At 33.2% G+C, this 19,818-nt stretch carries 20 protein-coding genes and 2 pseudogenes; 10 read left to right on the top strand and 12 right to left on the bottom strand.

All coding sequences use genetic code 11. The features are described 5' to 3' along the window. Positions 1–82: 82 nt before the first annotated feature. Entirely contained in the window at positions 83–649 is a 567-nt protein-coding gene (gene dhaS, locus AC0OM3_RS12210) for a dihydroxyacetone kinase transcriptional activator DhaS (protein WP_000204220.1), read from the top strand. Positions 650–668: 19 nt separating this feature from the next. Beyond that, positions 669–1,667, top strand: a complete 999-nt coding sequence (gene dhaQ, locus AC0OM3_RS12215) for a DhaKLM operon coactivator DhaQ (RefSeq protein WP_000723399.1) — start codon at positions 669–671, stop codon at positions 1,665–1,667. Between the two features lie 99 nt (positions 1,668–1,766). Here dhaQ and AC0OM3_RS12220 read toward each other — a convergent pair whose 3' ends face one another. The 4 genes from AC0OM3_RS12220 to AC0OM3_RS12235 form a co-directional block, all read right to left on the bottom strand. Further along, positions 1,767–2,405 carry a VanZ family protein gene (locus tag AC0OM3_RS12220; RefSeq protein ID WP_000556870.1) on the bottom strand — a complete coding sequence of 213 codons (639 nt, stop codon included), beginning with the start codon at positions 2,403–2,405 and terminating at the stop codon, positions 1,767–1,769. Positions 2,406–2,718: 313 nt separating this feature from the next. Continuing rightward, complete coding sequence (locus AC0OM3_RS12225) at positions 2,719–3,090, bottom strand: ATP synthase subunit I (RefSeq protein WP_000620605.1); 372 nt, start codon at positions 3,088–3,090, stop codon at positions 2,719–2,721. Between the two features lie 39 nt (positions 3,091–3,129). Further along, positions 3,130–3,714, bottom strand: a complete 585-nt coding sequence (pssA, locus tag AC0OM3_RS12230; RefSeq protein ID WP_000042027.1) for a CDP-diacylglycerol--serine O-phosphatidyltransferase — start codon at positions 3,712–3,714, stop codon at positions 3,130–3,132. Beyond that, positions 3,707–4,165: a MarR family winged helix-turn-helix transcriptional regulator gene (locus AC0OM3_RS12235; protein ID WP_000198943.1), complete on the bottom strand. Its 459-nt coding sequence runs from the start codon at positions 4,163–4,165 to the stop codon at positions 3,707–3,709. The genes pssA and AC0OM3_RS12235 overlap by 8 nt, the downstream gene beginning before the upstream one ends. Before the next feature lie 440 nt (positions 4,166–4,605). On the opposite strand from AC0OM3_RS12235, the gene AC0OM3_RS12240 reads away from it, so the two are divergent. The 3 genes from AC0OM3_RS12240 (at position 4,606) to AC0OM3_RS12250 (ending at position 7,935) form a co-directional block, all read left to right on the top strand. Then, positions 4,606–4,842 carry a YmzC family protein gene (locus tag AC0OM3_RS12240; protein WP_042990642.1) on the top strand — a complete coding sequence of 79 codons (237 nt, stop codon included), beginning with the start codon at positions 4,606–4,608 and terminating at the stop codon, positions 4,840–4,842. A gap of 611 nt (positions 4,843–5,453) precedes the next feature. Then, positions 5,454–6,020 carry a TetR/AcrR family transcriptional regulator gene (locus AC0OM3_RS12245; RefSeq protein WP_001072299.1) on the top strand — a complete coding sequence of 189 codons (567 nt, stop codon included), beginning with the start codon at positions 5,454–5,456 and terminating at the stop codon, positions 6,018–6,020. Positions 6,021–6,078: 58 nt separating this feature from the next. Continuing rightward, positions 6,079–7,935, top strand: coding sequence for an alpha/beta fold hydrolase (locus tag AC0OM3_RS12250; protein WP_109139996.1), 1,857 nt, complete (start codon positions 6,079–6,081; stop codon positions 7,933–7,935). Between the two features lie 382 nt (positions 7,936–8,317). Here the strand turns inward: AC0OM3_RS12250 and AC0OM3_RS12255 are convergent, their stop codons facing one another. Continuing rightward, positions 8,318–8,872 (bottom strand): HPP family protein, encoded by a 555-nt coding sequence (locus tag AC0OM3_RS12255; protein WP_000368838.1) that lies wholly within the window; start codon positions 8,870–8,872, stop codon positions 8,318–8,320. Positions 8,873–8,989: 117 nt separating this feature from the next. Continuing rightward, on the bottom strand, positions 8,990–9,574 hold the full coding sequence (locus tag AC0OM3_RS12260) for a CGNR zinc finger domain-containing protein (RefSeq protein ID WP_001152933.1): 585 nt from the start codon (positions 9,572–9,574) through the stop codon (positions 8,990–8,992). Positions 9,575–10,000: 426 nt separating this feature from the next. Between AC0OM3_RS12260 and AC0OM3_RS12265 the strand changes: the two genes are divergently transcribed. Then, complete coding sequence (locus AC0OM3_RS12265; RefSeq protein ID WP_474211997.1) at positions 10,001–11,410, top strand: alpha/beta hydrolase family protein; 1,410 nt, start codon at positions 10,001–10,003, stop codon at positions 11,408–11,410. 343 nt (positions 11,411–11,753) lie between these two features. Here AC0OM3_RS12265 and AC0OM3_RS12270 read toward each other — a convergent pair whose 3' ends face one another. Further along, complete coding sequence (locus tag AC0OM3_RS12270) at positions 11,754–12,014, bottom strand: hypothetical protein (RefSeq protein WP_000013691.1); 261 nt, start codon at positions 12,012–12,014, stop codon at positions 11,754–11,756. Between the two features lie 197 nt (positions 12,015–12,211). Between AC0OM3_RS12270 and AC0OM3_RS12275 the strand changes: the two genes are divergently transcribed. Then, entirely contained in the window at positions 12,212–12,337 is a 126-nt protein-coding gene (locus tag AC0OM3_RS12275; protein ID WP_000540377.1) for a YjcZ family sporulation protein, read from the top strand. A gap of 551 nt (positions 12,338–12,888) precedes the next feature. Here AC0OM3_RS12275 and AC0OM3_RS12280 read toward each other — a convergent pair. Both AC0OM3_RS12280 and AC0OM3_RS12285 read right to left on the bottom strand, forming a co-directional pair. Beyond that, entirely contained in the window at positions 12,889–13,629 is a 741-nt protein-coding gene (locus tag AC0OM3_RS12280) for a YrrS family protein (RefSeq protein ID WP_000532020.1), read from the bottom strand. 237 nt (positions 13,630–13,866) lie between these two features. Beyond that, the gene (locus AC0OM3_RS12285; protein WP_002100802.1) at positions 13,867–14,301 is read right to left on the bottom strand and encodes a hypothetical protein; all 435 of its coding nucleotides are present in this window, start codon (positions 14,299–14,301) and stop codon (positions 13,867–13,869) included. Between the two features lie 603 nt (positions 14,302–14,904). Here AC0OM3_RS12285 and AC0OM3_RS12290 point away from each other — a divergent pair. Next, positions 14,905–15,015 (top strand): YjcZ family sporulation protein, encoded by a 111-nt coding sequence (locus AC0OM3_RS12290; RefSeq protein WP_000540371.1) that lies wholly within the window; start codon positions 14,905–14,907, stop codon positions 15,013–15,015. Between the two features lie 106 nt (positions 15,016–15,121). Here the strand turns inward: AC0OM3_RS12290 and AC0OM3_RS12295 are convergent, their stop codons facing one another. Next, complete coding sequence (locus tag AC0OM3_RS12295; protein WP_474212000.1) at positions 15,122–15,274, bottom strand: hypothetical protein; 153 nt, start codon at positions 15,272–15,274, stop codon at positions 15,122–15,124. Positions 15,275–15,673: 399 nt separating this feature from the next. Here AC0OM3_RS12295 and AC0OM3_RS12300 point away from each other — a divergent pair. Further along, positions 15,674–17,053 (top strand): annotated as a pseudogene (locus tag AC0OM3_RS12300) (alpha/beta hydrolase family protein). 95 nt (positions 17,054–17,148) lie between these two features. On the opposite strand, the gene AC0OM3_RS12305 reads toward AC0OM3_RS12300, so the two are convergent. Both AC0OM3_RS12305 and AC0OM3_RS12310 read right to left on the bottom strand, forming a co-directional pair. Beyond that, entirely contained in the window at positions 17,149–17,535 is a 387-nt protein-coding gene (locus AC0OM3_RS12305) for a hypothetical protein (RefSeq protein ID WP_061883846.1), read from the bottom strand. Between the two features lie 256 nt (positions 17,536–17,791). Continuing rightward, positions 17,792–18,499, bottom strand: a pseudogene (locus AC0OM3_RS12310) (transposase); the annotation flags it as partial. A 493-nt stretch (positions 18,500–18,992) separates the two neighbouring features. On the opposite strand from AC0OM3_RS12310, the gene AC0OM3_RS12315 reads away from it, so the two are divergent. Then, complete coding sequence (locus AC0OM3_RS12315; RefSeq protein WP_474212002.1) at positions 18,993–19,655, top strand: lysostaphin resistance A-like protein; 663 nt, start codon at positions 18,993–18,995, stop codon at positions 19,653–19,655. The last annotated feature ends 163 nt before the right edge of the window (positions 19,656–19,818 follow it).

Below are 19,818 nucleotides of genomic sequence, written 5' to 3' on the forward strand. Positions count from 1 at the left end.
CAAAATGGACAATCTGTCTAAAGACACCGCTCTCATTTATAGATAGGATTTTTATATTACTAACATTCTAGGGATGATTCAGATGACCTCTTCTATAATTTCTAAAAAAATAATCGCGAACTCATTGAAATATTTAATGGAAACAGAATCGTTTCATAAAATATCAGTGAGCGATATTATGTTACACTGTCAAATGCGTAGGCAAACTTTTTATTATCATTTTAAAGATAAATTTGAACTATTAAGCTGGATTTATAGAGAAGAAACGAAAGAAAACATTATCGACTTTCTCGATTATGAAACATGGGAAAACATTTTCGATTTATTATTTGATTACTTTTACGAAAATCAAAAATTTTACCGAAATGCTTTTAAAGTCATTGAACAAAACTCGTTTAATCACTATTTATTTGAGCATACGAAAAACTTATATATGAAGATTATTGATGAATTATCTGTGAGCTGTGGATTCAGCCTTTCTGATGAGACAAAAAATACGATTGCCTCCTTTTATAGTCACGGCTTCGTCGGAACGATAAAAGATTGGATTGAAAGCAAATGCGAAGTAGATCCTTCCATTATGTCTTCTCTCATGAAAAATATGATAAACAATCAATTACTACTATTACTGGAGCAATCAGCAAAGTAATTAAAGGGTGGCAAAAGCAATGAAAAAGATTATGAATGATGTACAAAATATCGTTCAAGATATGATGCATGGCTTTTATTTTGAACATAACGACAAAGTAAATTACGACGAAACAAATAACATCATTTATGTAAAAGATATCCAAAAAATGAAGCAAGACGTCGCTATTATAAGCGGCGGTGGTAGCGGACATGAGCCTGCTGATATTGGCTATGTAGGAAAAGGAATGCTTACAGCGGCCGTAAACGGCAGCATTTTCACTCCGCCTACAGTAGAACAAATTATAATGGCAACTCGCCTTATGCCGAAAGATAAAAGTATTTTATTCATCATTAAAAACTTTAAAGATGACGTTGAAAACTTTCTAGCGGCAAAGCAAATTGCTAAAGAAGAAGGAAGAAAAATTGACCACATCATCGTAAATGACGACGTTTCAATTGAAGATGATGTTTCCTTTAATAAAAGAAGACGCGGCGTCGCTGGTACTGTTTTCATTCAAAAAATACTTGGTGCAGCCGCTCTTGAAGGACATTCTTTAGAAGAACTGACTGCACTCGGCCGTTCTATCACTGAAAACTTACACACATTAGGAGTCGCCCTTTCACCTGCCAACGATCCAGTGAAAGGACAAGCTTCATTCACATTAAACGAAGATGAAGTCTTTTACGGCGTCGGTATTCACGGTGAAAAAGGTTACCGCAAAGAATCGCTGTCCTCTTCTGAAATATTAGCGATTGAACTGATGAACAAACTAAAAAGTATTTATCGCTGGAGAAAAGGCGACAACTTCGCCATCCTTATTAACGGACTCGGTGCGACACCATTAATGGAACAATACATTTTCGCAAACGACATTCGCCGTTTGTGTGAACTTGAAGAATTGCAAGTTACATTCGTAAAGGTTGGTACGCTGTTGACTTCTTTAGATATGAAGGGTGTTTCGCTTAGTTTGCTTAAAGTAGAGGACTTGGATTGGGTGAAGTGGTTGAAGGCGGATGTTAGAGTGGGTAATTGGTAAGTAAAAATTATGATGATAAAAGCCTTTAACTATAACGTGTTAAAGGCTTTTTGCAAATTGAAATATCGTACAGGCGTTAACAAGAAATTCTTAATCACCTCACTGAATAATTACCGGTCTTCCAAATAAAGCTGGATAATAAATTAACATCGCACCTACAAATGAACACACTAAACAAAAAACAGCCTCGTATTTTATGACTAGAGAAGAATTCGTATCAAACTTTTTTTCATCTCTTTTACATATCATTTTAAATAAAACGCTATATAATAAATACCCAATAATCGCCCCGAGGGTGTTCGTAAATAAATCATCAATATCTGTAATTCTATTATTTAGTAATTGATTTAACTCAATTGCCAATGAAAAAAAGAATCCCGCGCATACGGTGTTTTTCATTTTTTTAAACTGCGGCCAAATAGTCGGCAATAAAAAACCTAATGGCATAAACAGTACGATGTTCAAAAGATACGTAGTACTACCCGCCGTATCAAATAGAGTCAAATTGATTTGATTTACACGAATCCACGTTTCATATCTACTTATATCCCATACAGTCGCAATCTGCGTCACCTTATACACTAGCGAAAGATAGAATAGAAAAATATATACCCATAGAAAATGCCGAATAGATATGTTTCTTTTCGCTTTAAAATAAAATCCAATTTGAAACATAATACAAAACATAATAGTAAAAAAATAAGTATATAAATAACTCATCAAAACTCCTGTATGCATGTGGAATCCCCTAACTTTACATTTTCATCTATTATTTTAGAACATAGTTCAAGAACTGGTACTTTGTTCATATATTTAATCTTCTACTTTGTCTTCGAATATAGGGAATATATTAAAAATATAAAATCCCCACTTCTTCATTTTCAGTCTCCTCCTTGATGTAACTTGTTTATAGGATAGGAAAAACTTTTAAAATAAAAAGTGGGGTAAATATAAAATTTTTCTTAAATCTTATGTTGGGTTTAATTATTGCTCTTCTTAATAATCCGCTATTCATTGTTAGGCAACAGTATGCTTAAACTTAGTTTTCACTCTATTCCTTCGCATCCCTCATACTGTAATACCCCAAATTAATAATAATCAAGAAATACCCACCCATAATTCCAGCTGCAAATGTCCACATGAATTCATGATGTTCAATTTCATACATAATAATCGCGCCAAGTATTGCCGCTGCGAACCGATTTATCATTCCGAGCATCGGTGCTTTTTCTTTTTTTACAATGCTATCTCCGAACTTTTCAATACGCCTTCCTAAAATCCAGGCGCAGTACATACTCACCAAAAGGCCAATGCTTATCCCGACAAACTGGGCTGAAAAAGGTGTCACGAGCCATCCCAATAACATTACGCCTAGCAAACAATACATTTGTATGTTGAATGATCTTAATGCCATACGAATCATGTTATTCTCCTTTATCTTTCTCATTGTAGTTCCGTATCATCAATCCAATCTTCCAAGCTTCAAGCTTTCAGCTATATCTTTTTTTAAATGAGGGAATTTGATTTTGCTCACCATTAAATAAGCGAGTACGCATGTACCAAACGCCACGGAAACTGGATTCTTTAAAAAACATAAAATAAGGAGACACATTGCCGCGAATGGAATCGGCATTCCGATAAATGTCGGGAGTTTGCTTTGCTGTGTGTTAAATCTCGCAAGCCGAAGCATTCCGCAAATACTATAAGCGAGCGCGCATATCATCCCAATAGACTGCAAATCTTTTAACGAGGCATTATATGCAAGAATAGATGGTGCCACACCAAAAGTAACTAAATCCGCAAATGAGTCCAACTCTCCACCAATTTCTGAAACAGAATCAAGTTTCCGAGCGACCATGCCATCAAACAAATCAAGGACCATACCTGTAATAATGAACATAACTGCACCGTACATATCGTCAACGAAAACAGCATGAATAGCCAAAAGCCCACACACAAAATTTGCTATCGTAATCATATTTGGTATGTAACTCATCACATGCTTCCCCTCCTTTCTACTAATTGCTTCATCTAAGTTCTTACTCATTACAATCAAGATCCTTCTGCTTTTCTTCCAATATTACTTTATTTATTTTCGTTAACGTCTCTGTCATTTGCTCTAGGGCATTTATATCGATTTTAGAAAAGTATTTCTCAATTAATACATCATCTAACTCAGACAACCGCTCTATATACTTACTACCGTTTGGACCAAGTGTAAGAAAATACTCCCTTTTATTATTAGGGTTTACTTGTTTTGAAATCATCTTCTGTTTCTCCAATTTCGATAAAACTTGGCTAACGGCACTTTTGGATACATTAAAGGTAGTCGCAATGTGATTTGCTGTCGTGTTTTCATTTAAATTAATATGAAATAGCATGCTCTCTTGCTGTCCTGTAAGACCGAACTCATCTTTTAACTCCTGAAATAGTAAAATGTAGAATTCATTATAAGCTCGGTTCATTTCATTAATTACTTCTTTATAAGTTCTAGTCATAGCGTTATTCCTCCATGCTTTTATTTCGTTTCGTTTAATAGTTAAGTTTACTTAACTTAACTATAGTATACCGTTATCTTCGTGTAAAGGGAAATATAACTCTACACTTTACTCACAATGATACAAAAAAGAAGACACTCTTCTAAAACAAGTTTAGTCGCTTCTGTCTCACTGCTTTCCTCATCCAAATACTTGGTAAGTCATTCTGAATAATCAAAAAGAAAATCAATAAAATTCCATATAGACCCATTACTGGTTAAAATGTTATAATAGAATTACCCTACATAGTTACTCATAGCCAGACTGAGGAACTAGCGTCTTATTAAGTAATGCGCATAACTAAAATAAAAAAGACACTTTACGGTGTCTTTTTTATTTATATTCATTGCAATTATCTCTTTTATAAACAGACTCTATCAAACAGTAAAGGAAACTAACAGATGGAACATCCTGTTGCAAGAGAACTACGTTTCATACGTGTATACCTCATCATTTTGATTATTGTCATCGCGTTTTGGGATCGTGAGAAAACTGTGGAAATTACTGATCACGGTAGCGATCCTATCTTAAATACCAGCAATATGACCCAAGTTGGTGAGTATACATTTGCATACAAAGGCGAATCTAATCAAATTAAAATATTTAAGTTTAATCCAGATACGAATGAAATAAAGTGAAACTTTAATCAGTGGGGGGGTTGTTTATCCCCCACTGATTATTAGCCTTCACCAATCGGGCTTTTACGGGCAGCCCGCCCCCCCCACCTAACTTCTTTGCTTTCGCTGAGTTTTGAGGTGGGGGTCTTACTGCCAGTTAATGCAGGATAAAACTAATACAAGAGTTTTATGCTAACGAATATGAACTACATACAATAAATAATTCAAATCGATAAAAGGCACTTTAGGGTGTCTTTTCTTTATGGAGTAGGATTATGAAAAGACAGATTTACAATTCTAAGCGACTCGTTGGTACTACCCCATCACCATCAAGCTAATATTTTCATATCCCCCTAAATTAAAATTTTCTTTCTCTACAGATAGTTATTCTGAGAAGCTGCTCATTTTTTCGTTTTGGGGGCATTTCTTTTTCTTAAGTTGATGGGCGTATATGGTGACCCCTATTAGACGATAGTAAATTAACAATTTCGGGGTTCAGTTCAACTTTATTCAAAATAAGATTTTTTTTGCAGTAAAATCAATGTTAGTGGAAATTTTTTAAAAATTAACATAAATACTTGCAATATTTAAATTAGTACTATATAGTTCTAGTTATGACAAAGGTAAAATTAATGAATCAAAAACGTGTGATTGAAGTAGCTGCAACATTATTTTTAGAAAAAGGGTTTGCTTATACAAGTATGGATGAATTAGTACGTGTAAGCAAAGTTTCAAAGTCTAATGTGTATTATCACTTTTCTAATAAGGAACAATTATTAGAAGGGGTCGTTGATTATTGGATTGAAATGTATCAATCTGCAATTGATGACGTACTTTCTCAGAACCAATTTTTAGTTGAAGATCGTATCCAACTGTTTTTAAAGCAATTATCACAAGGAGTTCAGTCGAGAGAGTATAAGGGGAGCTGTCCATTTATTACTCTTTATATTCAAAGTCCTACACAGGCCACGCAAATAAAAGAAAAAATAGGTCTTTTTTTTACAGGATTACAAGAGAAAGTTTCTCTATTACTTAAACAAGGGGTAGAGAATGGAGAATTCAGAAATACGATTCATATTGATGAGGTTGCATCACTTTTTATTACAAATCTTGAGGGAGCGTTATTTATTTCAGAAACATTGAAAGATGCAACTGTAATCACGAAAACAGCAGATCATTTTTTTAAATTGCTTCGATAAAAGAAGCTTTTTTTTTACATCAAATTAGTACTAATTAGTACTACAAAGGGGATTTTATATGAGAACAGTATTTTTAACTGGTGGAACAGGCTTTATTGGAAAGCAATTAGTGAAAGAATTAGCCAAAGAGGATGTTAAAATTCTTCTTTTAGTAAGGTCGAAAAGTAAAGCAATACGCCTTTTTCAAGAAAGAGGCATCTTAAAAAAGAAAGTTATGCACTTTATTGAAGGTGATTTGACGAAAATAGATTTAGGTCTAAGTGCTGAAGATAAGGAGAGGGTATTGAAAACGGATGTGATTATTCACGCAGGAGGCCCCATGGATATTCAAGCGACAAGTAAAGAGGCAGCTTCCGTATTTTTAAATGGCGCCAAACATATTAGTGAATTAGCTAAAAGTATTCATCAATTGAAGGGCTTGCAACAATTTATTCATGTTGTAGGTTATATGAGTCCCTTTGATGATAAAAATAGCAAGATTGCAATTGATGTGTTTACAGAAGGAAACAATTATTTAAAAATAAAAAATCCATATGAGAGAACAAAATTTTTAGCAGATCTCTATATCCGTCAGCAGGCATCCGCAGTAGGTTATCCGCTTTCTGTAATTAATCCGCCAACTGTAGTCGGTAGTAGTAAAACAGGGAGTACAGAGCAGATAGCAGGATTAGGTTTGCTTGTGATGAGTATGCGAAGAGGGCTCATGCCAATGATTCCTGGAGGTAAGGGATATAGGTTACCACTTATTTCAAACGATGAGCTTGCGAAGTTTATTATGCAGGTTTTCAGATTGGAGCAACCGACTATTCAAACATATACACTTGTTGAAGACAAACAGTACGATCAGAACATTGCTGAATTATTAAATATTATGTCGGAAAGTATGAATATGAGGGCACCAAAAATCTCTGTTCCAATGCCACTTATGAAAGCAATTATGAATAGTGGAGTAAGTAAAATAACAAAAATTCCTTCTGATGGATTGAATTTTATTACAAAACAAAATTTCCCAAATGTTTCAGCGAAAAAAATTATGGGAGGAGATTGGTTTAAGAAGACGAGTGTAATAAAATTTTTGCCTGCCGTAGTAGCTGATCTGGATTATCGAATGATGTATCAAAATGGCCAGCATAATCATTTATTTAAACGAACATTATGCGATAACACTACCCTTTACCAATTACAAGGAGAGGGTAAACCGTTTATTTTATTACATGGTTTATTGAGTGATGGAGAAGATTTATTTCCTTTAGCACAAGAGCTTCATGAAAAAACTGGTCAACCTATATGGATCTTGGATCTTCCAGGTTTGGGACGTTCTCCTTTTAAACGAGAGAAAAATCTTCTAGATATCTATTTGAATGTAGTGAAAAAGTTATTGGAGAAAGCTACGAATGGTGCACATCTAATTGGCCATTCATTCGGTGCGTTTATTCTTCTGGAAGCATTGGTACAAGAGTACATAGATAAGAAGTATGCAATCACTTTACTTCAGCCACCTGTTGCTAAAAAAAATGCTAAATCACTAAATGTTCCTCAATTTATGAACAAATGGACATTAAAATTAGCAACTACTAATTTGATAGAGCGTTATTTATTAAGTAATGGTTTGTTTGAAAGTATGGAGAGCATCCCTGAACATTATATTGAAAAGATAAGTAACAGTTTTACTTCTCCTAGAATTTTAAATACTACGGTTCAGCTTAACAGTTTACTACTGAAAAACGATCAAGGTGATTTCAATGAAGTAACAAAGTATAATCTTCACATTATTTGGGGGGATTATGACAGAGCCTATTCTGCTCCATCGCATCTTGGTAAGGTTGATTTTGTTCCATATGGCCATCATTTTCCTCTTAGCCATCCGAGTGAAACGGCAACATTAGTAATAAAAAATAGTAATACTAGCAGATGAGAGTGTGGGATAAATAAAAAGTGTGTAGTAAAATCGTTGTGTCTTTGAAATAAAATCGTACTGTTTTGGGTCCCACCCTATGCCCATCAACTTCAAGATTTTATAACACCCCAAAACGAAAAAATGAGATTTTTATTGCAAGTAAGCACAATTTTTCGTTCTGAGGGGTAAAATAATATTCGGATGGGAGTCCAATACATATTATTAAAATTAAGATGGTTCAAGTCGGAGGAAGGCGCATTAAGGTGTCTTTTCTCTTTAAATTAAAAAGTTTGAGACATGGAGTCTTTAGTCATAATTACGACTAAAGGCTTTTTTCTATAAAAAAATTAAAACATAGTAAAAACGACATACTTACTTAAATTGTTTTTCGCTTTATAAACTAAATCCAAAAAGTTGGATAGCTTCTTTTACTACTCATATTATTAATGAATAAAGCAATAACTACAATAACAACGGAGCCAATTAAAACTGGTGTTACTAAATAACTCCAACTATTTGCCCCTAAAATAACGATAATCGGATCGGCCCCTGCCGGAGGGTGCGTCGTTCTCGTTAACATCATAACGGCTATTGCCATCCCCACTGCTAAAGCAATTGTCCAATATTCATTCCCAAACAAATGATATATTGATAGACCAATGAAAGTTGAAATCAAATGTCCTCCAATAATATTACGCGGCTGAGATAATGGCGCATTCCAAACTCCAAACGCTAATACACAACTCGCCCCAAATGGAGCCATTAATAATTCTGTAGAGGTTATGCTCGTTAAATATGTTAAGGTAATAATTGTTAAAAATCCCCCTAGTAGTCCTGTTAAAGAGTCCTTTATATTTACTTGTAATGGACTTCTTCCTTTCCCTTTCATTTTTGTAAAATATCGTACACTTATTGGTTGAGGATCTTCCTGCTTAGTTGCTGTTATATTATCCATCATTCTCCTCCTTTATTTACCAACAATTATAACTCGACATAACTAACCTGTAAATATTAATTTTATAGGTTAGTTAAAGAAGAAAAAAAAAAGAATCAACTGTTATAAGTTGATTCTCTAGACTTCTTCAAATTTTCGATCCTGAAATTTTGCTACCTTTTTCCGGTTCCCACATATTTTCATAGAACACCATTTTCGTTTCCCACTCTTATCTATAAATAATAAAACACAGTCAGGATTTGAACACCTTTTAAGGAAAATAAGCTTATTTTCTGCTATTAACGTTAAAGCATCAAATGCAATTAACGATGCGAGTACATCCTCGATTTCTCCAACCGGGATAGATACTAGCTGCTGTTCAATGATTTTATATGTAAATGGTGCTTTCTCAATTTGTGTTTCTAAATACGTAACAAAATCATTGGAAATTTCGTGCTGATCAGCAATTACCTCAAACTGTTTTCTCAGTACCTCTCTTACTTCCAATATAATAGATGTCACTTGATTCGTGCGCTCTTGAATCCTTATAAATGTTTTTTCATTCCAAAAAGGAAGACTAACCTTTATTACATGTAGCCATTCTAATACATCTTCATTTGTTATTAATAAATCATAACGTTGTCCACGCCTAACTAGCTCTGTATTTACTAAATCTAATGAGAGATTTCCAGATATAAGCGGGAATTGTTTTTTGTCCTGCATGTACTCATCACCTTCTCTTTAAATAATCATATTCCAAATTAATACAGAAGTGCAACTTTTTTATAAACTACAAAGTATGAAGATCCAAGCCTTTAGCCATAATTACGACTAAAGGCTTTTTGTAGATAAGTAAATGAAAAGGAGCTAATTTTATGGAACATAATAAAAATGGAGTGCTTGCTTTAATCGTTTTGTTTGTAGGACTAGCATTTTTTGTTATCGGTATGGTTTATCATTTATGGGGAACGGTTTAAAAATAAATAATAATTCATTTAAGAAAAAGTACTCGTATGAGTACTTTTTTTAATGTCATATAAAAACATTCTAAACTTACTTACATGCATACAATCATCAATTATAGTTATATAATTGGGAAGGTTGTAAATTATCAATCTATATCTATATTGATTAGGAAAGGAGCTAAAAATGTTAGAAATCATTTTTGTTGCTGTATTACTTTTATCTAGTATCATTCCCATCTTTATCAAACGGGGTTTGACGAAAAAAAATGGAGTCCTTTTACTAATAAATTATGCATTATTATTTGCCACCATCATTGTAATTGGTGCAAACTGGCGTATGATTCCCGCCTATTTCTTATTGTTCGTTTTAACATTACAAGTTTTTTTGAAACCAAAAACTACAGCCGTTTCTAAAAAGTTAGTGATGAAAGTTTTAAAAGGTTTAGGAATTATCGTAACTGCTATCGCAATGTTTACATTACCTTTACTTTTTCCGATCATAACACTCCCAGAGCCTACTGGAAAATATACAGTAGGAACGAAAGCTTTTCATTTAATTGATACAAATCGAAAAGAAACCACTGTACCAAATAATCATGGAAATCGTGAGTTAATGATACAAGTATACTATCCTGCCGCAAAAGGATCAGGGAAGCCTTCTGCCTATTTTGAGAACATAAACGAGCTGGCTGAACAATTGGCAGTAACAAACGGTGCTCCATATATCGTAACGACACATTTAGGGCTGACAAAAACACATTCTTATCAGAATGCTAAGCCACTTCAAGATAAAGAAAAATTCCCCCTCCTTTTATTCGGCCATGGGATGGGATTATATGGTCAACAAAATACATTCCAGTTAGAGGAATTAGCTAGTCAAGGCTATGTAGTAATCGCTCTTAATTTTACAGGATATGCAGCAACAACAATTTTCCCTAATGGAAACCGTGTAGACTCTATACCAATTGAATATACACCTACCGCCTTAAATACCATAGTTCAAAAATGGGAACAGGATACTACTTTTGTTTTAAATGAAGTAATAGAAGGCAATTTCGATAAAAGTTTTAAAACTATTGCAGACTTAATTGACTATGACAAAATTGGAATGTTCGGTCACTCTTTTGGTGGAGCAACTGCCGCACAAATGTTAGTGAAGGATACGCGTATTAAAGCTGCAATTAATATGGATGGTGGATTGTATGGCGATCCAATGCCTAAAGACGGTCCTCAAAAACCATTCATGTTGATGAATGCTGAAGCTACGATTCATTTTATGAAAGAGGCTGAGAATCCAAAGACAACCGGAATCCAAAATGAATTATTGGAAATAGTCTATTTAAGAAATAAAACCATTGAAAAACCGGGCGTGTACACAGTGGTAATTCCAAAAACAAACCATACTAGTTTTACAGATTTAGCAGCATTTTCACCTATTATTAATGAACCTGGCGAAGATGTAGCCATAAACTACAAACTAATTAATAAACTAGTAACTAGCTTTTTCGATCAAACTTTAAAAGGCAAAAGCGAAAATCATTTAGAAGAAATTCAGAAACAACACCCTGAACTTCCTCTCATTAAACACAAATAACTATTTTCCTAGTTATGTAACCCCTCCTTATGCTTGAGGGGTTTCTACTTTAACACAATTATAAAAAGGCCCCATTACTGGGGCTCTTAAAAAATAATAAGAATAAATGAATTAAAACAAATAACAGACAACTAAAATATATATGCTTAACATTATATAATCTATATATTTATGTAAAATTACATATATATATAGATTATTATACGCTATACTAAAATAGGAGTCGACAATCGTTATTTTCTTCTTATTTTTAAAGCAATATGGATATACCTTCTTAACTCATTTGGATTGGATAAGAAAAGAAAAGAAGACAGCTTAATTGATGTCTTCTTTTTTTATAATTTTATGAATTTTTTTGAGCAGCTGCTCTCCAATCACGAAAAGATGTTGGGCGTCCAGAAAAAGCTCTTTGCTTTGTAACAGATGGTTTTTCTTCAGGAGTCATTGTTTTTTCTTTAAGAGTCGCTGGTTTTTCTTTAAGCGTCACTGATTTTTCTTCAAGAATAGTCACAGCTGTTTGCATTTTCTCTAACTGTTCTTTCAACAATTGTTGTTCAATCTTTAAATCCGTAAGTAAACGTAAAATCATCTCAGAATTAGCCATAAGATCCTCCTTCCCCCAATACACAGAATAAAATACAATATGTAGCAGACGAAATACCGGTGACAAAAATAAGGTCGTCAACTCTTTTTAACTTCCAAAATCCTTTTATTTTTTTAAGGACCTGCTCCATTCATCCTTAAAAACATAAAGTAAATTAAACCCATTAATAAATGGTCTTTATGGAAGGAGGAGTTAATATGGGCTATGGCGGTAGTTGTGGTGGAGGCTGTGGTTTCGGCGGCGGATTTGCCTTACTTGTTGTGCTCTTCATCTTATTAATCATCGTTGGCGCTAGCTGTTGGGGCGGCGGATTCGGCTGCTAAGGAGAGGCACTCTTGAGAGTGTCTTTTTTTAATATGTGGCTCGTATACATATTGCTCAAAATTTCCGTTCTAGAAGTATTATAATATTAGCTTAACATGTCAGTTTCCCCTAATTAATAGCTGGTTCTAGCCTATAGAATTCTTTTAAATATAAAATGAAACTATATTTCTCAATGAATAAAACAATTTAACATGGTAAAATAATATTTGGATGGGAGTCCAATATATTATTAAAATTAAGATGGTTCAAGTCGAAGAAAGGCACCTTAGGGTGTCTTTTCTTTTTTATAAATAATTATAAATTAAAATTATAAAGGATGCTTACTACTTACAAGGAACATTTTCTTCCGTACAACTATTTATTTGAAACTAATTACTATTATAAATATAAAGAAATTATGGATAAAGTAGTGAGGTAAATAAAACAAAATATAGATTTAATTCATGTTTCTCAACGAGGTACTACCAGCATTTTCAAAAAAATACGCTAAGCAAAAAAATAATCAGCTGTCCATATGGACAGCTGATTTACATCATTACATTTCTATTATTTATCTTACCACTTGTACAGATACTGGTTTCCACCCCTGATTTTCTACCCAATCAATATTAACCTTATATTTTTTATTATTTTGCTTATCTCGTACATTACCGTAGGCTTTATTATTACCATTATTCCCAATAAAATCGAAAATCAATTGGCTCTCTGGAACATCAACAGCATAAGAAATTGCTTTTTTCATCTCACTCCAATCTACTGTTCCTTCTTTAAATTTCATTTCAGGTTTTGCTCCTTGCTCGGTACCAATTGGCTTCCAAGAAGGATTAGTTTGAGAACCCTTTTCTTGAGATGTCGTTTTTTCTTCCTCATTATTTTCAGTTCCGTTCGTTTTTACCGATTTTTCTGTTTTTGATTTCTCTTCTAGCTGTGCTGCCTCTTTATCTTCAGTTTTCTTTTCTTCTATCTTTGCTGTTTCTTTATCTTCAGTTTTCTTCTCTTCTATCTTTGCTGTTTCTTTATCTTCAGCTTTCTTCTCTTCTATCTTTGCTGTTTCTTTATCTTCAGTTTTCTTCTCTTCTATCTTTGCTGTTTCTTTATCTTCAGTTTTCTTCTCTTCTATCTTTGTTACTTTCTTTTCTTGAGCAATTGCTTTCTTTGATGTATTAGAAGCAGTAAATAACTGGTATGTCACTATACCAACTGTCACTAATACCAAAGTAAATGCAATATTAAAAATTGCCTTTTGACGACGATTCTGTTGTTTTTCTTGAAATCTGCTTACTTGTCCCATTCTTCAAACCTCCGTGTTTACTTTCTCCTCTACTCTTTATGTATTATCCCTAAAATTCTTAATATTTTTATTAAACAATAGAAATAAACTACACTTTCCATACAGGATTTCATATCATAATAAAATTTGTGTTTTTTCAAGTATCTGACATATGTTATTCAAAATAGTTTAATACATTAAAAATTGATAAGCTTCTGCACTTAAGAAACCTTCAATTTTATTCAAAGGTGATTCCAATTATGTCCATATTAGATCTCCTGTAGAAAGTTTTTTAACAATTAAACCTCTTCTTCCCTTATTTATAATTTTTAAATTAAATTTCCCTCTATAGTATAATAAAGATGTTTCGTTTTCTAATGGGGTATGTCGTAAAATTAAAAGGGATTTTATCTCTTTTACCTTCTTTTCAGAGTAAATTTCACCACTAGGAAATTCTATTATTCCTAATGTAATCTTTAATTCGCTCTCATCGAAAGGCCACTCCTTATTAAGTTCCCTTATCTTTTGTATAAAGCTTCTTTTGGTTTGCCCTATATATAGCAATGTTACACTCTTAGCACATACTCTAGAAATTGCAAATATCCCCTTCTTAGAAGCTTCTTCCCTATTATAAAAATCATTTATACTATACATTCCATACCATTTAATATGTACTGTTTCTATGAATCTCACCTCATTTTTAGACAATATTATAATTTCTGAATGTTCAAATTATAATAGGCGCATAGTCCTGATTACTTGAATTATAAATTGTGCTTTTCAATAATACATTTTATTATTACTAATTTCAATAATACAAAAAAAATACAATATTATAGTTTAATTACAAAACTTTATGAAAAAACAAAGTGATGTCGTACCAAATATTATATTTTTTCAATATCAGACTACCATGAACAAAAGTTAGAGAGTTATGGAATAAAATATAATTTGTATGTACATACATTTCTTTAAAAAGAAGTTTTGTAGTTTGCAACTGAATTAAAAAAACATAGATTTTTATGACTCTTTTTGGGATATAGCAAAGTGGGATCTTTTATATGCACGTTACTATACCGAACTTTCGGTATAGTATTTTTTTGCAGCTCCTTGATTTTTCACCAAATACGTATAAAAATTAATAGTATGAAAATAAACTGCTGGCTAAAAGTTTACTTTCGATAAAATAAAAAAGGACCTACTCCATTCATTCTTAAAAACATAAAGTAAAGTGAACCCGTTAAAATACATGAATGGCCCTTAGTTTTAATCCTCTTATCTAAAGGAGGAACTATTATGGGCTATGGTGGTAGTTGCGGAGAAGGCTGTGGTTTTGCTGGAGGGTTTGCTTTGCTTGTTGTACTCTTTATACTATTAATCATTATCGGATGCAGTTGCTTCTGCTAAAAAACTATTAGAAAGGCCACTCTTATATGGGTGTCTTTTCTTTATGAAAAGTATCTATAACCTTTTCCTTATGACTTCTAACATCAACAAAGGGTGATACAAATTATTACATATGTTTGTACCACCCTTTATTGATGCGTTTAAACTTCACAAGTGTTGAAGTTTTAGACTTCTCCCTTAGTGCACCCATATTATTAGAATATCCTGTAATCTGTAGACAAAATGTAGCTAATAAAAACAATATTAATAATTTCTTCAATAAATCCTCCTACATACATAAAACACCATATATTACAAAACAAACATAACATCAACTCTTTATAAAAACAATAAAATCCTCGGTCCTTAAGCTATCTCTTAACATAGGAGTACCGCTACAAATCCATTTTTAAAATATCCTCTACTTAAGGAATTTGTAAGTATCAAGTAAGAAAAACGAGAACTTTGCTTCGTATAATCAAAATATAAAGTGAAGGAAGAAAGATTATTTCTGAAGTTTATATGCATGTGGAAAAGGAGAAATCTACGTTTGTTTAGAGTAATAATATAAATGTGTCCAAGTTTTGGAGATTAATTGTAAATATTTTGAGGTTTTTGTACCAGAATTCTAATTACCGTACTTGTTTTTTACCAGCACATATTGGAGGTTAAAACATGAATAAAAAAAAAGAAAATACAAAAATCAGTACTTACCTTTACCCTACTCTTTTCTTTAGGCGTTTCATCTTTCCCGCTTACAACAACTATTCACGCAGATACACATGAGGAACAATCTGCTGAAAAGAAACTAGTCTCTTTAACGGAGCGTACATCATTATTTTTTGAATATCTCCAGAAAGGTAAGTATGCAGAGGCACTACAGTTGACGTCTGCTGCTTTTCAATCCAAGTTTACAGCAACCACATTGCAAAACTGGTAGACACAAAGTGGCTGGAGCGGGATAAAAAGTATGGGAACCCCCGTGATAAAAGAACGAAACTTGGTCCATCAGACGGTGGAAATTCCAGCAGATACCGAAGGAACTACCATACCGCTACTCCTTAAATTCACACCTGGCGGGAAAGTAGATGAAATTGGAGAAAGGCCACCCGAGGAATCTTATACCATCCCGCATCCTAGCTATGATCAACCTGACTCCTATCAAGAACGTGAAATCGTCATTGGAAATTCTACCTATCCGTTACCAGCGACATTAACAGTTCCGAAACATAAGCGTGGTGAAAAACTACCCGTAGTTGTTCTTGTTCATGGTGCTGGCATCCATGATCGCGATAGCACATATATGGGAACAAAAATCTTACGAGACATTGCGGTGGGCCTTTCATCCAACGGAATTGCAGTGTTGCGCTATGAAAAACGCACCTTAGAACATGCATTAAAGATGAGTACAGAACCTGTTACGTTAGACCGTGATACTACAGATGATGCTATATTTGCAGCAAAATCAGCAGCGCAGCAGGAAGGCATTGATCCAAATAATATTTTCATTCTTGGACATAGCCTAGGAGCTGGCACAATGCCACGTATACTAAGCAAAGCACCTTCCACACTTGTCCGAGGAAGCATCTTACTCGCACCACCTGCACGCCCTTTGACTGACATTGCTATTGATCATTCTCAATACCTTGGGGCGTCAAAGGAAGAAATCGATGAACTAAAAAGGCAGGTCGCTTTTATTCAGGATTCTACTTTCAATCCTGACCATCCTCCAGCTGGCTACAATTTTGGGTCACCTCATTTTATGTATGATGTTTCTAGGTGGCGTCCAGTTGAAGAGGCAAAATCACGAAAAGAGCCTTTACTCATTCTGCAAGGAGCACGTGATTATCAAGTAACAGTAAAAGATGAATATACAAAATGGCAGAAAGGACTTTCAAACCGCGGGAATGTTCAGTTCAAAAAATATCCGAAATTGAATCATTTCTTCACGGAGGGTGACGGAGAATTAAGCCTCCCTAGTGAATATGAAATCCCTGCTAACGTTCCCGAATACGTCATCCAGGACATTATTACATGGGTTAACGAGACAAAAAAATAAGCAAACATCAAAAGCCTTCATGCAATCATTATTGCGTGAAGGCTTTTTGAAACTAGTGATTCAGAGATAGCTATTATAATGCACCAAAACGAGAATTATATTTTTCTACGTACTAAATAAAACGCTAAGGAACCCATAATAACAGGTGCACCGAAGTCAAAGAAATGTGAAAAAGTAAAAGTAAAAAGAAAAAGAAATGGTATAAGTGTATAGATAACTGCTAGTCCTATAAATAAAGGAATTCCAAATTGAAACTCTCTACATCGTTTAATTTTCCTATATAAGACTTCCCCAATTAGACAAGCTATAAGAGCTGGTATACTACCATAAGTGACGATAGTTTTTATGAATCCATGTAAAACGTCCGGGTGAATAAAGCTAGGATTAAAAATATATGAAATTAAGAACCATCCAAAAATAAAAGCAAACAGACTTGCAGCATAACTAACTACAAATTTTATCAAAGTAAGCAAAGTAATCATCCCCATAATTCCCCAATATTATCTTCATTGTATCATTTTCTCTTAAAAAGATTCCAAAAGAATTACTTGCCCTTCAGCTTTCTTTTTTCATACTTGTTCAAGACGTATTTTTTGATGTTATTTTGTATAAAAACCTTTTGCTATCAACCTTAGGGCGCTAAGAGGTTATATGTGAGGATTATTCCTTTAAATTTCTACGACTGTTCTAAAGGTAGGCATAACAAATAAACCTATTAACTAGGCATTTTAAAAAATATTATGCAACCTTGAAACTTTTTGACAACATATAATCATACACAACACCTAAAATATCAAAAACGGTTTTCTTTTCATACCGATGAGATTTTCTCCCGTTTTTCTCTAAAAGGTAAAACAAACGCAGCAAAACTTTTAATAATTCATGAATGCTCTTTTGTAGTCCCTCATAAAACAATTGATAATAATTCTTTATCATATAGATGGATTTGTATTCACTTAACTCTTTCTTTTTCTTATCCAAGAGTAACTGACGCATTTTAAACATCGTTGATGAACAGAGTAAAATACTAATGAGTTGCCCATATAAATGGCATTCTAAGCGTTCTTTCTTAATTTCTTTGCACCTGTCAATTTTAAAAAAAGATTTCCATATTTTGAACAAAATTTCAATTTGCCAGCGTAATGAATACAAGTCATGGATATGTTCCGTTGGAACATTTTCTGTAGAAAGACTCATAATATACACGTTGATCCCACTCAACCGTTTACTTCGTTCTTTGTAGGTAATACCTTTCTTCTTTTCTTTTTTTGCTTGTTCCTTTAACCTTTTCTCTGTTTGTTCTTTTGTTAATCGATGAATAATAACACGAGCTGGGAATTTTTGATACTGTCCAATGTGTGCCTCTGAAATCTCCGTTGTTTGAACAGGGGACAATTGATTCATGAGTTCTTCCATATCTAACTGAATATAGAGTGTCCCTTTCTTTTTTCCAAAATCAAATCCACTCACATGTGCTGATTCACATAAAAATACTGGTTAAATTCATTAATAAAACTTCATTAATAATGACTGTTACTGATATCGGAAGATTAATGGGTATCTTCCGTAAAGATAAAGCTACTGTATCTGAATAAAATAGGCACTCGAAAGAGTGCTTTTATTTTTTCTCAATGATCAATATTAATTAACGTAGTAAAATACTATTTTGAAGGGATTCCAATACATATTATTAAAATTAAAGCGGTTCAAGTCGGAGGAAGGCTCCTTAGGGTGTCTTTTCTTTATGAATAGAAAGCACGCCTATTTCCGTAGGTGTAGTAAATGGTAACCCCTATTACCATTTATTCAAATATTTCTAAGTTAATATTATATAATTTAGATATACTTAAATTGTATTTTTATTATATAATTAGTGCAAAAGAAGTTAGACTTTGTTATCATGTTCTACGAATTAAAATTATTTCAAGGAGGATTTTTTGTGTTTGGTATATTAAAAAAACAATGTCGATTCAATAAAATGTCGGCAATATCGTTAGGGATTTTTGTGTTTTATATGATTTTAAAGCAACTTATCGCACTAGTTTATTTCATTAGTGATGAACAGTTTGGCGGGATGAGCATTTCGTTTGACGCAATTGATTTGTTAGTTGTTCTAATAATTTATTTTTATTATCATAGATCTAAAGAGCCTTTTACAAATCAAAATAATTTTACGATGAGTTTGCCAAAAAGCTTACTTTTAGGTCTAGTACTAACTGTAGTATGTAAATCCCTACCGCTGTTACTAGCAGACTTTATAAGTTTTCAGTCATCTAATCAAGTTGAATTAGAAAGCCAAGTAACGTTACCTATTTTAGTCTTTGCATTTTCTATTGCTCTAGTAGCACCCATTGGTGAAGAAATTGTCTATCGTGGTGTTATACAGCATGGAATTTTTAAAAATTCCTGGTTAGGTGTACTTGTTTCTTCAGCTATTTTTGCAGGTATGCATGTTAGTCTTCTTTCTTTAGAAACAATTCCATATTTCCTTTTAGGAATTGGTTTAGGTTGTACTTATAAATTAACCGGGCGTTTATATGTGGGAATTATAATGCACATGATTAATAATTCGCTAGCAGTGATTGCTATTTATTATTTTTAACTAAAAGAATAAGAGAGAATATGCTACAGGTGAATATTAAGAAAATTAATTTGTTAATATCTTAACTCTATTTCAGACCGAACCGTCCGGTCTGAAATATTAATTCAAGTCAGAAGACACCTTTGGGTGTCTTTTTTCTGCATTAAAAAGCCCACCTATTTTC

The sequence above is a fragment of the Bacillus sp. FAU20 genome (genome assembly GCF_056033865.1).

Excerpts from the sequence above, each read along its gene's own strand:
- AC0OM3_RS12225 (WP_000620605.1), bottom strand. The coding sequence starts at position 3,090 with ATGATTCGTATGGCATTAAGATCATTCAACATACAAATGTATTGTTTG.
- AC0OM3_RS12280 (WP_000532020.1), bottom strand. The coding sequence starts at position 13,629 with ATGGGACAAGTAAGCAGATTTCAAGAAAAACAACAGAATCGTCGTCAA.
- dhaS (WP_000204220.1), top strand. The coding sequence starts at position 83 with ATGACCTCTTCTATAATTTCTAAAAAAATAATCGCGAACTCATTGAAA.
- pssA (WP_000042027.1), bottom strand. The coding sequence starts at position 3,714 with ATGAGTAAGAACTTAGATGAAGCAATTAGTAGAAAGGAGGGGAAGCAT.
- AC0OM3_RS12270 (WP_000013691.1), bottom strand. The coding sequence starts at position 12,014 with ATGGCTAATTCTGAGATGATTTTACGTTTACTTACGGATTTAAAGATT.
- AC0OM3_RS12260 (WP_001152933.1), bottom strand. The coding sequence starts at position 9,574 with ATGCAGGACAAAAAACAATTCCCGCTTATATCTGGAAATCTCTCATTA.
- AC0OM3_RS12305 (WP_061883846.1), bottom strand. The coding sequence starts at position 17,535 with ATGATTACTTTGCTTACTTTGATAAAATTTGTAGTTAGTTATGCTGCA.
- AC0OM3_RS12245 (WP_001072299.1), top strand. The coding sequence starts at position 5,454 with ATGAATCAAAAACGTGTGATTGAAGTAGCTGCAACATTATTTTTAGAA.
- AC0OM3_RS12255 (WP_000368838.1), bottom strand. The coding sequence starts at position 8,872 with ATGGATAATATAACAGCAACTAAGCAGGAAGATCCTCAACCAATAAGT.
- AC0OM3_RS12240 (WP_042990642.1), top strand. The coding sequence starts at position 4,606 with ATGGAACATCCTGTTGCAAGAGAACTACGTTTCATACGTGTATACCTC.
- AC0OM3_RS12265 (WP_474211997.1), top strand. The coding sequence starts at position 10,001 with ATGTTAGAAATCATTTTTGTTGCTGTATTACTTTTATCTAGTATCATT.
- AC0OM3_RS12290 (WP_000540371.1), top strand. The coding sequence starts at position 14,905 with ATGGGCTATGGTGGTAGTTGCGGAGAAGGCTGTGGTTTTGCTGGAGGG.
- AC0OM3_RS12250 (WP_109139996.1), top strand. The coding sequence starts at position 6,079 with ATGAGAACAGTATTTTTAACTGGTGGAACAGGCTTTATTGGAAAGCAA.
- AC0OM3_RS12220 (WP_000556870.1), bottom strand. The coding sequence starts at position 2,405 with ATGCATACAGGAGTTTTGATGAGTTATTTATATACTTATTTTTTTACT.
- AC0OM3_RS12235 (WP_000198943.1), bottom strand. The coding sequence starts at position 4,165 with ATGACTAGAACTTATAAAGAAGTAATTAATGAAATGAACCGAGCTTAT.
- AC0OM3_RS12275 (WP_000540377.1), top strand. The coding sequence starts at position 12,212 with ATGGGCTATGGCGGTAGTTGTGGTGGAGGCTGTGGTTTCGGCGGCGGA.
- dhaQ (WP_000723399.1), top strand. The coding sequence starts at position 669 with ATGAAAAAGATTATGAATGATGTACAAAATATCGTTCAAGATATGATG.